Origin of the sequence: Haloimpatiens myeolchijeotgali (assembly GCF_042688525.2) — a bacterium.
Lineage (GTDB): Bacteria > Bacillota > Clostridia > Clostridiales > Clostridiaceae > Haloimpatiens.
Genome location: NZ_JBHWAB010000001.1, coordinates 132958 through 144290, shown reverse-complemented (window position 1 = coordinate 144290; position 11333 = coordinate 132958). Strand labels below are relative to the sequence as shown.

Genomic DNA, 11333 nt, shown 5'->3' with positions numbered 1-11333 from the left:
TATTAACTCAACTTTCATTGTCTGTTGAATTATTAAATATATTTTTCCTCAAATATCTTTCTCAATGTTTCACTCTCTCTAATTTCTTGCAATGTTATTTCTGCATGGCCTTTAGTATAACCATTTCCTATTATCATTGTTACATCCTTACCTACACCTTCTGCCCCAAGTGCTGCTTTGGTAAAACTTGTTGCCATTGAAAAGAAATAAACTACACCATCATCTTTAACTGGAAGTATACATGACATTTCAGTATTTGGTATATTAACACAACTTATAGATATATCTATATCTTTTCCATTATTAGCTTCTAAAGTTTTATTTAAAACATCTACAGGTTTTTGAGCATCACTAAGTATAGCCTTATGACAAAATCCCCATTTCACAAGATTATCAGCTTGATGTTGTTTTCTTACTAACGCAATAACATTACCCGTTGGTCCAACCCTTTTCATTGCCTCATAACAACAAAGCATTCCTGATTTACCTGCTGCCCCTAAAACTAATACACTTTGACCTGGCTTAACAAGTTTTGCTGTTTGAGCTGGAGCTCCTGCAACATCCAAAGCTGCAAGTGCAAGATTCTCTGGCATATCCTTGGGAAGTTTTGCATATATTCCACTTTCAAATAATATTGCTTGTCCTTTAATATCTACCCTATCTATCTCTGGTTTAACATCTATTATTTTTTCTATTTTAAGCGGAGTTAATGATAGTGATACTAATGATGCTATTTTGTCACCAACTTTTAAATCCCTATCTTTTAAATCCTCTCCTATTGCTGCTACTGTTCCTATAAACATTCCGCCTGAACCTGTAACAGGGTTTTGTTGTTTACCTCTTTCTCCTACAATTTCTAATATTTTAGATTTAATTTTTTCTATATCTCCGCCTGCTTCTTCTTCTATTTGAGTAAAACTAGCTGAATCAATATTTAATGATTGAACATCTACCAATATTTCATTACTATATATGTTCATATCATTATCAATTTTATATGCTGCTTGTGTTAATACTCCTTTAGGTTCAACTACTCTATGTGAACCGTATTTACATCCTTTTTTCATAATAATTTTCCCCCTTTTTCATTTGCCATTTGGCTAAATTTTAATACATCACGTTTATTTTTTACTTATTTAACCCTAGAATTTGCCTTGCTTCAGCTGGTGATGCTATTTCTCTACCTAATTCTTTTGCAAGTTTTACTGCCTTTTCTACAAGTTCACTATTTGATTTTGCTAAAACTCCTTTTGATAAATAAACATTGTCCTCATATCCTACTCTTACATGACCACCCATTATGATTGATACAGCAGCCATTGGAAATTGATGTCTACCTATACCTGATACAGTAAATGTACTTCCTTCTGGAATACTTCCTGCCATAAATACTAAGTCTCTAGGTGTAGCACTTATACCCCCATTTACACCCATTACAAAATTAAAATGCATAGGTGATTTCATATATCCCTTTTTAGCAAGTCTTAAAGCCATGTCCACCATACCTTTATCAAAAACTTCTATTTCTGGCTTAATGCCTAGTTCAATCATTTTCTCTCCAAATTCTTTTATAGTATTTTCAGTATTTACGAATATTTCATCTCCTCCAAAATTGCATGTACCACAATCTAATGTAGCCATTTCAGGATTCAAATATATAGGTTGAAGTCTTTCTTCATTGGACATTCCTACTGCTCCACCTGTTGATGGTTGAATAATAACATCTGGACATCTTCTTTTGATTTCATCAATACAAGCTTTAAATCTATCTTTTGACTGTGTTGGCATACCATCATCTTCTCTTACATGAAGATGTATTATACTAGCTCCAGCTTTATATGCTTTTTCAGCTTCTTCACCTATTTCCTTTACCGTATATGGAACTGATGGATTATTTTCTTTAGTAACCTCTGCCCCACAAATAGCAGCAGTAATAATTAGTTTTTCCATTAAAATTCCCCCTATTATTTAAAAATTTCTAATGTATAAACACTAATTTATTTTCTTTGCTTATCTTTAGGAACAACGCAAGTACCACTTGCTCTGCATACTACTATTTTTTCTTCTACAACATCTGCTGCTGAATCATTTATATCTGGTCTAGGAACTATTACCTTTCTAGCTTCAAACACCATTTTTCTAGATGTGTTACCTTTGCTTATAATTTCTCCTTCTGCTTCTATGTAATCTCCTGCATAAACTGGTGCCAAAAACTCTACATTGTCATATGCTCTAAATAAACCTTCATCCCCGTCGTTTTTTATCAATAATTCAGTAGCAACATCTCCAAAAAGTTGAAGCATTCTAGCTCCATCAACTAAATTGCCACCATAATGAGCATCATGACTGCTCATTCTTAATCTTATTAATGATTTCATATCATAGCCTCCCTTTTAAATGAAAAATTAAATATAAAGAGCTATCTATGCAATGAAAAAGAAAATTTCAATCTTTTTCATTACATAAATAGCTCTTCATAAATAAATTATGACAATCAAAGAATATTTCCATTCCCTGACCAAAAGTATACTTAAGAACAAACATACTTTTTCGGCAAGTAAACCCTTCATTTTTAATATTGGAGGTTCTTCCCCTTAACATTTAAAAACTACCGTAAACTCGCTCCTCTATTTATGTAATATAATTTATCAACAATTATATTATAATATTTGTATTGGTTGTAAGTCAATACCATTTCAGAAAATTAAAATTGTTTAGATTATTTAATATATTTTAAAAAGCTGATATCATAAATATCAGCTTTTCATTTTAGAAATATTATTCTTCTCTTCTATTTTTCTTAAATTTAGCTTTTTTGTTTTTTCCTAATTTTCTAGATTCGTTATTAGAACCTATTTCTTCAGACATTTCCACTTCCATTTCCTTTAATTCAGATTTTGTTTTTGGAGATACTTTCTGGTTGTTCTTATTATTTTTATTATTTTTATGTGCCACTTTACTTCCGTTAGAAGAAATTTATGAAAAGCCATAAAACTTTAATACCTATTATATTTTAAGGAATATACATATAGTTTTATAACTTTATGTTTTAATACATTATTTTTAAATTTCTCTAACGGTTTCACCACCTTTCTTATTAGCTTTTTATAAAAAATTAAATAGCCTAAGATTAATTTACCCACAAAATAAAAAAATATGCCGATTTAACGGCATATTTTATCCTATCTGATTCTCTGTAGAATTAATCTTACTAGAATCAGAAAGTTGTATTTTTATATTTTTTGTTTTCCCATTTCTATAAATTTTACAATTTATTTTATCACCTATTTTATGCTTTTCAATTGTACTTCTTATCTCTTCTACACTGCTTATTTTTTTATCATCAAACTCTAAAATTACATCACCTGATGAAAGCCCTGCCTTTTCTGCTCCACTACCTGGTATAACACTTTGTATTCCTACACCTTTTATTTTTCCATCTCTAGATTCCACAGATGCTCCAGTTATTCCTAATTCAGGTCTTGCAACTTGACCATACTTCATAAGAGAATCTATAATACCTTTTGCACTATTCATTGTTATAGCAAATCCCATGCCTTCTGCATTTTTATTAGTTCCAATCTTTAAGCTATTTATTCCTATTATTTCTCCATTTTCATTACATAAAGCTCCTCCACTATTACCAGGATTTATTGCTGCATCCGTTTGAAGAACTTTATATTCTGCTTCTCCAACAGTCATCTTTCTATTAACTGCACTTATTATTCCTGATGTAACAGAACCTGCAAATTCATCTCCTAATGGATTTCCTATAGCGATAGCTATATCACCAACTTTTACTTTTGAAGAATCTCCAAATTTTGCTGCTGGAAAATTACTTCCATCAATTTTTATAACAGCCAAATCTGTTCTTGGATCTGAGCCTATTAATTTCGCATCATAAGTCTTACCATTTGATAATTTTACTGTTATTTTTGATGCTCCTTCAATAACATGGTAATTAGTAACTATATATCCGTTCTTATCAAAAATTATTCCTGATCCGCTTCCTTTTAATTGGCTTCCATAAAAATTTTCTGCATGATTACTTACTCCTACAACGGAAGGTCCTACTTCCTTTGCTACTTTATTTATTGTATCACCCCAAGTTTGTGAGCTAGTGGTAATTATATTTCTATTTTTATCTTTTTCATTAGTTGTTTGTTTAAAACTTTCAATGTTTTTAAATTTATGGTCAACAAGAACATATGAACCTATAGTACCTGATACCGCTGCTATAAGTACAAAAGCTACTCCTTTAAAAAAAGTTCTCATTCCTCTATTTTTCCTTTTTTTACTTTTATTAAAATCTTCTTTTGGTTTATTAATATCTTTTACATAATTAGATATTTCATTTTCATCGTAATTAGTTATTTTATTTTCATCATAATCAGTTATCTTATTTTCATCATGCATGTTTCTTAACACCTCCTTGTATAATGTAGTCATAACATTCAATAGAAAACTATCTATTATTCTAACGAACATTACGACAAATCTTTTTATTATTATTCTAATTATTTCTGCCCGATAGGGCGTTCATTTTACATCTAAACTAAGTTTTCTATTAAAGTCAAATTGAAACCTATACAGTTAAATATTTTGGTATAATATCTCCTGAATAGAGGATAGATGTACACCTCCTGGGAGTGACTCTGTCGAGTCATTTATACCCGTGAATTAGCGTATCATTCCATCAGTGAGAACTCTATGTTTAGCTGGTTGGGTTTCCTTTTGGGAATTACCCGTGTCACAAACAAGGTTATAGAATTACTGATAGAAATGGAATATCTATTCTATCTCAAAAATAAAGGAGATAATACACATGAGTAAATTTTTATATAAACCAACAGTTGGAATTGATGTATCAGCAGATTTTTCAGTAGTAGCTATTCTGGCACCTAACGGTGAAATTTACAGAAAGCCTTTTAAGATTAAACATAATAGAGATGGTTTTGATTACCTAGTAGATCAAATAAAAAAAGCGGAAGAAGGTTTAACATGAAAACTGGCATTTTCATGGAATCTACTGGTGTTTATCACCTTACTCTTTTCCACTTTCTTAAAGATAAGTTCGAAACATTTATCTTTAATCCACTCATTACTAATAGTAACAAAAATAGTGGAATAAGAAAAGTGAAAAATGATAAAAGTGATGCAATATCCATCGCTAAAATAGGTAAATTTCAATCTGTTAAATGTTCTTCTGCATTCGATGTTGAAATTTATACCTTAAAATCTCTCTGCAGAGACTACTATAAATTAACAGATACTAAATCTACTTATAAGAAAAAATTATCTACTGACTTAAGAGTTATTTTTCCTGGATACAATTCCGTATTTTCAAATATTACGTGTAAAACTTCTTTAGCTATACTTAAGCAATTTACTAGTCCACAAGCCATTCTTGATGCAGATAGAGAGATTTTGATAGAAATCATTTCTAGCAATTCAAGAAAAGGACTAAACTATAGTGAAAATCTTTATAAAAAACTGATTCTTATTTCCCAAGAAGCACTCTATATTGGGATAAAGTCGTCTAGCTTATTTGTAAAAATCACTAATACAATTTCATTGATAGAAACCTTAGAAACTCAACTTGAATGTTTGCTGAAGGAAATACATTCACTTATAAAAAGCCGTAGGCTTCCAGAGACATTTATTAAAAACATCCAATTAATATACTCAATACCTGGTATTGGTGAATTAACAGCAATAACTATAATGAGTGAAATTGGTGACATCAACGGTTTTCTTAAGCCTAAGCATTTAATTGCATATTTTGGTATCGATCCTTCTGTTAATCAATCAGGCAAATTCAACAGTGATAGAAATAAAATGTCTAAGCGTGGTACCAGAATCGGACGCCGAGCCTTATATGCTATCGCATTAGCATCCGTGAGAACTAACAAAAATGGTAAACCTAACAATGAAGTTTTGCTTAAATACTACAAAGAAAATCTTAAAGGTAAAAAGAAAAAAGTGGCTTTAGGTGCTGTTATGAACAAACTAATCAAGTACATATTCTCGGTTCTTAAAAACCAGAAACCTTTTGAGATTAGAGATCCTAAGATACACGAGAAAATGTATCTTCAAAATCAATGTAAAACAGTAGCCTAATCGGCTTTAAACCCAAATAATAAATTAGAGAGCTATTGTTCGTATTTTTACAATAGCTAGCTTTGCTATACCCTAATTTAAAAATAAATTTTTTTAAAAAAACTATTGACTATTACTAGCTGGTCTAATCAATATACTAAAATTATAATATTATTTTTTTACAAACCTATTAACAAAGTGTTATATTTGTTTAATTATTTTTTTTATTTTTTGTTAATTATATAAAAACAGATTGTAAATTAAATAGCTAGTTATTTTAATCTGAAGAAATTCAAACTTATTTCTTCACTAAAACTAACTAGCTATTATTATACTATCATCTATTTACTATTAATATTAAACTTAAAATATGTTACTATTTAAATTAAAGTTCTCTTCCTTTTCCAATAAAACATAATGATAGCATATCAGGCCCAGTATGAGATGCTATAACAGGCCCAACATAATTTATTATTGTATTCTTAACATTAAATTCTTCTTTCACAACTTTTTCTAAGTATTTTGCATCTTCTATGCAATCGCCATGACTAATCATTACTGTTTGACTTTCTGGATTTATTATTCTTTCTTTAAACCTATCTATTAAATATTTTATAGCCTTTTTTCTTCCTCTAATATTAGATACATTAATAAGTTTTCCATTATTATCTATAAATATTATTGGATTAATTCTCATCAAAGTACCTATAGTAGCTGCTGTAGCTGAAATTCTTCCTCCATGTTTTAAATGCTTTAAACTTCCTACTACAAACCAATGATTAATATTTAATTTATTATCTTCCACCCAATTTATTATTTGTTCTTTAGAACATCCTCTTTTTAACATTTCTATAGCATTATATACCAATATTCCTTCACCGATACATGCACTTTTTGTATCTATAATAGTAATATCTGCATTCTTATATTCTTCTTGTAACATTTCTTTAGCCATATTAGCACTATTTATAGTCCCACTTATTGCTGATGACATGCCTATATAAATTATAGATTTGCCTTGTGAAACATATTTTTTAAATATTTCAGTGAAATCATAGACATTTACTTGAGAAGTAGTAGGCATTTCTCCTTTTCTTATCTCTTCATAAAATTTTTGATAAGTTAATGTTTTTCCAAAGTCATCTTCATAATATTTTCCCATAAAATGACAGGTCAAACTTACAAAAGGTACTTCATTCTTTTCCATATATTCTAAAGGTAAATCACAACTTGAATCTGTCATTACTACTACACTCATATTATTTTCTCCTTTTTATGAAAATATAATCTTATATTATAAATATAGCATATATTTAATATTATTTAAATAATATTATTTGACTAAGTGAAGCAGTAACATTAAAGTATATAGTAAAACATATGCAGCTGAAAGATATTTTTGTTTATTCATAAATTATAAAACTGACTTAAATATCTTTTATGCTGCATATGCTTTTATATACCTATACATTTTGTTATATTTTATTGTAAATATTTTTCTGGATCAAATGGAACCCCATTTTTTCTAACCTCAAAATGAACATGTGGACCTGTACTTCTTCCTGTGTTTCCTATATTAGCTATTAATTGCCTTTTATTAACTTTATCACCCTTCTTACATAATATTTTACTACAATGAGCATATTTACTTTCTAACCCGTCTTTATGATTTATAATTACTACCTTCCCATATCCTTGCTGCCACCCTGCGTATTTTACTACTCCATTTAATGCAGCATAGATTGGTGTTCCTATGGGAGCTGCAATATCTATTCCTTTATGCATTTTACCCCATCGTCTTCCAAAGGGTGAACTTATTTTTCCTCTGGAAGGTATTGATAATGACATTGCAGCTACTATTGTTGGTTCTTTTGTACCCACTAAAACAATTTTATCTTTGCTAGGTTTAATTACTTTCTCTTCATATATTTTTTTATTAATAATTTCATTATTTTTCAAATGAATACTTTCATATATGATTTTACTACCCTTTTCACCTTGAAATTGAATTTGCCTTTTTCCCTTTAATAGCTTATTTGAAGCTTTCATTACTGTACTTGGCTTTATATCTGTTTTATATTCCTTATTTACTTCTAATTCAATTTTAAGTAAATCCTTTTGTTTTAATATATTACTCTCAACAACATTACTCATAGAATTTAAATCACTAGAAATTGATGATATTTTAATATCTCGTTCCTTTATTGTAACAGCATTATTGATTTTAAAATAATTAATATTTTGCACCTTTAATTTATCCTTGTATATATCCTTTATTGAGTTGAAAATCTCTTTAATTTGATTCTTTTTACAAATTACTCCCATATCTTTTCCATCACATTTTACTGTATATACTAAAACCTCATTAGTACTAAAATCCATTAATTTAGATTTAACCTCATTAGTATTTAATAAATGTTCTCCAGATATTTTTGATTTTTTTAAAATTACATTATCTTTATATTTAACTTTTTCAAATTTATTTTCTAAATAATTTTTAAATTCCCTTTCTCCATCGTAGAATATGTTTTTATCACTTACATAACCCATATATTTTTGATTTAAAAATATTTTGTAAGCATTTGGCTTACGTATGTTATAATATAAAATAGAAACAATTAGAGAAAAAACTATTAATAAAATGTATGTTTTCCTATTTTTTTTTACGTATTTTTTCAATGAAATTCTTACCTCCTTTCACATTTTGTTAATATACCCTAAAAAGTAAAAATTATTAAAAAAAATAAGAATTTATCATTTGATATTTTTATTTTTTTAAGTTAAATTATTTTTTAGTGAATAAATTTTTTTTCAAATATTATGCTATATATTAGAAAGGTTAGAGATGCCATGAGTACTTTTGTGTTTAAAAATAAAATTTATGATTATACACCTGTAAGTAATATCTTTATAGAAAAATATATGCCAAAAGCTAGGGGTGAATTTGTTAAAATTTATCTTTTAGGATTGAAATACTGCATATCTGGAGAATTAGGTGTTAATATTTCTCTAATAGCAAACTCTTTAAATCTACTTGAAAGCGATATAATGAATGCTTTTAATTATTGGAATGACGAAGGTGTTATAAATCTAATTCCAATAGATAATATGGGAAATTTCAATATAGAATTTCTAAATTTAGCATCAGATGATTCTACTGAAAATGATGAAAAAGTAAACTTACTTGAAGAATTAAACAAAACTTCAATAAAAGATATGCTTCAAGATATAGAAAAATTAATTGCAAGACCTCTTTCTTCTAAAGAAATGACTATGTATTTAAGTTGGCAAAAAGATTATTGTTTTAAGCCTGAACTAATATTACTTTTAATTCAGTATTGTGTATCTAAAGGTAAAACAGATTATAGATACATAGAAAAAATCGCTATGTCATGGCATGATGATAATATTAAAAATATTGAAGATGCTCAATTATATATAAAAAAACATGAAGATAAATGGATTCGAATTAAAAAAATATTAAATTATTTAGGTATAAAATCTACAGAAATTATGAAACCTCAAGAGAAAATGATTGATAAATGGATTAATGTATATAATTTTTCACTTGAAATTATATATAAAGCATGCGATATTTGTTTTGAAAGAATAAATAAAACTGATTTTAAATATATAGATGGAATATTAAATAGTTGGTTTAAAGATAATATTAAAACTTTAGAAGATGTTGAAAAAAAGGATAAAAAGAGAAGTGGTTTTAAAAAGAAAAAAGTATATAACAACTCAAAGCAAAGTGTTTTTAATGATTATACTCAGAGAGAATATGATTATAAAGATCTAGAAAAAAAATTATTAGGATGGGATAATGAATGATAAATGGTTATCAATCTCAAATACTTAAAATTTATGAAAATATAAGAGAAAAAGAATCAAAACAGTTAAAAGCAAGAAAAGACAAAATTCATAAAGAAATACCTGAGATAAAACAAATAGAAGACAAAATTGCAAGACTTTCTATAGAATTATCTATGAATATACTAAAAAATCTTGATAATAAAGAACAATATCTTAAAGAATTAAAAGAAAAAATTACTGACTTAAGAATGCATAAAACAGAACTTTTAGTATCTAATAACTACCCTATGGATTATTTGGAAATACATTATAAATGCCCAAAATGTAAAGACACAGGATTTATAGGTAATAAAAAATGTAGTTGTTATAGACATAGACTAGTTTATGTTTACTATAAAAATTCTGATTTTAAAGATACATTACTCGCCAATAATTTAAATAACTTTAATTTAGATTTGTACAGTATTAGAAGAACTGGAGACGAAATAAAAAGTCCTCGTAAAAATATGGAAGAAATATTAGTAAACGTTAAACATTTTATACAAAATTTCAAAAATCAAAATACCAACTTATTATTCTATGGTACTTCAGGTACAGGGAAAACCTTCTTATCCAATTGTATCTCTAAAGAACTTTTAGATAGAGGCCATTTAGTAGTATATAGAACCGCAAAAGAACTGATAGAGAATTTAAGAGAAGCTCGTTTTGCTGGAAATGATTCTTTAGAAGATTTAATATTAAACTGTGACTTACTTGTTATAGATGACTTAGGAACAGAACAACTAACTGACTTTACAAAATCAGAATTATTTAATTTATTAAACACTAAATTACTAAAAAATAAAAAAATGATAGTTTCCACTAATTTTTCTATCGAGCAGCTATCAAAACATTATTCTGAAAGAATTACATCAAGATTATTTGGTAATTTTGATCTTTTTAAATTCTATGGAGAAGATATTAGAGTTGCTAAAAATTTATATAGAAACAAACTTTAGTGTTTTTAATTATAAAAATAGAGTAAAAAGATTTTTAAACTTTTTACTCTATTTTTATATATACTTTTACATAAACTTGTCGTTAACTAAATTTACTTAACTTTAAACTAATGAATTCTTTGAAAAAATTTATAATTTTCTAAATAATAAAAAAACCTGAACATTAAGTTCAGGTTTTATGGAGCTGGCAATAGGACTTGAACCTACAACCTGCTGATTACAAGTCAGCTGCTCTACCAATTGAGCCATGCCAGCAAAAATGGCGACCCAGAAGGGGTTCGAACCCTCGACCTCCGGCGTGACAGGCCGGCACTCTAACCAGCTGAGCCACTGGGCCATTTATATGGTGGGCACAACAGGGCTCGAACCTGTGACCCCCTGCTTGTAAGGCAGATGCTCTCCCAGCTGAGCTATGCGCCC

At 28.1% G+C, this 11333-nt stretch carries 9 protein-coding genes, 3 tRNA genes, 1 pseudogene and 1 riboswitch; of the genes and pseudogenes, 3 read left to right on the top strand and 10 right to left on the bottom strand.

Annotation, left to right across the window (positions count from 1 at the left end; translation table 11 throughout):
* Window positions 1-32 precede the first annotated feature (32 nt).
* The 5 genes from kdd to ACFIJ5_RS00775 all read right to left on the bottom strand — a co-directional run bounded on the left by kdd (window position 33) and on the right by ACFIJ5_RS00775 (window position 4416).
* Window positions 33-1067, bottom strand: a complete 1035-nt coding sequence (gene kdd, locus ACFIJ5_RS00795; protein ID WP_379802739.1) for an L-erythro-3,5-diaminohexanoate dehydrogenase — start codon at window positions 1065-1067, stop codon at window positions 33-35.
* A 61-nt stretch (window positions 1068-1128) separates the two neighbouring features.
* Entirely contained in the window at window positions 1129-1950 is an 822-nt protein-coding gene (kce, locus tag ACFIJ5_RS00790) for a 3-keto-5-aminohexanoate cleavage enzyme (protein WP_379802738.1), read from the bottom strand.
* Between the two features lie 47 nt (window positions 1951-1997).
* Window positions 1998-2378 (bottom strand): 3-aminobutyryl-CoA ammonia lyase, encoded by a 381-nt coding sequence (gene kal / locus ACFIJ5_RS00785; RefSeq protein ID WP_379802737.1) that lies wholly within the window; start codon window positions 2376-2378, stop codon window positions 1998-2000.
* Window positions 2379-2459: 81 nt separating this feature from the next.
* Window positions 2460-2638: riboswitch (Lysine riboswitch) on the bottom strand.
* 140 nt (window positions 2639-2778) lie between these two features.
* Window positions 2779-2955, bottom strand: a complete 177-nt coding sequence (locus tag ACFIJ5_RS00780) for a small, acid-soluble spore protein, alpha/beta type (protein WP_379802736.1) — start codon at window positions 2953-2955, stop codon at window positions 2779-2781.
* 222 nt (window positions 2956-3177) lie between these two features.
* On the bottom strand, window positions 3178-4416 hold the full coding sequence (locus ACFIJ5_RS00775) for a S1C family serine protease (protein WP_459253872.1): 1239 nt from the start codon (window positions 4414-4416) through the stop codon (window positions 3178-3180).
* A 409-nt stretch (window positions 4417-4825) separates the two neighbouring features.
* Here ACFIJ5_RS00775 and ACFIJ5_RS00770 point away from each other — a divergent pair.
* Window positions 4826-6120, top strand: a pseudogene (locus tag ACFIJ5_RS00770) (IS110 family RNA-guided transposase).
* 364 nt (window positions 6121-6484) lie between these two features.
* Here ACFIJ5_RS00770 and ACFIJ5_RS00765 read toward each other — a convergent pair.
* Window positions 6485-7357 carry a DegV family protein gene (locus ACFIJ5_RS00765; protein ID WP_379802735.1) on the bottom strand — a complete coding sequence of 291 codons (873 nt, stop codon included), beginning with the start codon at window positions 7355-7357 and terminating at the stop codon, window positions 6485-6487.
* Window positions 7358-7581: 224 nt separating this feature from the next.
* Window positions 7582-8778 (bottom strand): peptidoglycan DD-metalloendopeptidase family protein, encoded by a 1197-nt coding sequence (locus ACFIJ5_RS00760; RefSeq protein ID WP_379802734.1) that lies wholly within the window; start codon window positions 8776-8778, stop codon window positions 7582-7584.
* Window positions 8779-8949: 171 nt separating this feature from the next.
* On the opposite strand from ACFIJ5_RS00760, the gene ACFIJ5_RS00755 reads away from it, so the two are divergent.
* Together ACFIJ5_RS00755 and ACFIJ5_RS00750 are read left to right on the top strand one after the other, a co-directional pair.
* Window positions 8950-9933 carry a DnaD domain protein gene (locus ACFIJ5_RS00755; protein WP_379802733.1) on the top strand — a complete coding sequence of 328 codons (984 nt, stop codon included), beginning with the start codon at window positions 8950-8952 and terminating at the stop codon, window positions 9931-9933.
* The gene (locus tag ACFIJ5_RS00750; protein WP_379802731.1) at window positions 9930-10913 is read left to right on the top strand and encodes an ATP-binding protein; all 984 of its coding nucleotides are present in this window, start codon (window positions 9930-9932) and stop codon (window positions 10911-10913) included. The genes ACFIJ5_RS00755 and ACFIJ5_RS00750 overlap by 4 nt, the downstream gene beginning before the upstream one ends.
* Window positions 10914-11092: 179 nt before the next feature.
* On the opposite strand, the gene ACFIJ5_RS00745 is transcribed toward ACFIJ5_RS00750, so the two are convergent.
* The 3 genes from ACFIJ5_RS00745 to ACFIJ5_RS00735 all read right to left on the bottom strand — a co-directional run bounded on the left by ACFIJ5_RS00745 (window position 11093) and on the right by ACFIJ5_RS00735 (window position 11333).
* Window positions 11093-11168: transfer RNA gene (locus ACFIJ5_RS00745), tRNA-Thr, on the bottom strand.
* A gap of 5 nt (window positions 11169-11173) precedes the next feature.
* A tRNA-Asp gene (locus tag ACFIJ5_RS00740) sits at window positions 11174-11250 on the bottom strand.
* A gap of 7 nt (window positions 11251-11257) precedes the next feature.
* A tRNA-Val gene (locus tag ACFIJ5_RS00735) sits at window positions 11258-11333 on the bottom strand.

What these genes read in the sequence shown, in the direction of transcription:
- kdd (WP_379802739.1), bottom strand. Translation starts at nt 1,067, where the DNA reads ATGAAAAAAGGATGTAAATACGGTTCACATAGAGTAGTTGAACCTAAA.
- kce (WP_379802738.1), bottom strand. Translation starts at nt 1,950, where the DNA reads ATGGAAAAACTAATTATTACTGCTGCTATTTGTGGGGCAGAGGTTACT.
- kal (WP_379802737.1), bottom strand. Translation starts at nt 2,378, where the DNA reads ATGAAATCATTAATAAGATTAAGAATGAGCAGTCATGATGCTCATTAT.
- ACFIJ5_RS00775 (WP_459253872.1), bottom strand. Translation starts at nt 4,416, where the DNA reads ATGCATGATGAAAATAAGATAACTGATTATGATGAAAATAAAATAACT.
- ACFIJ5_RS00765 (WP_379802735.1), bottom strand. Translation starts at nt 7,357, where the DNA reads ATGAGTGTAGTAGTAATGACAGATTCAAGTTGTGATTTACCTTTAGAA.
- ACFIJ5_RS00755 (WP_379802733.1), top strand. Translation starts at nt 8,950, where the DNA reads ATGAGTACTTTTGTGTTTAAAAATAAAATTTATGATTATACACCTGTA.
- ACFIJ5_RS00750 (WP_379802731.1), top strand. Translation starts at nt 9,930, where the DNA reads ATGATAAATGGTTATCAATCTCAAATACTTAAAATTTATGAAAATATA.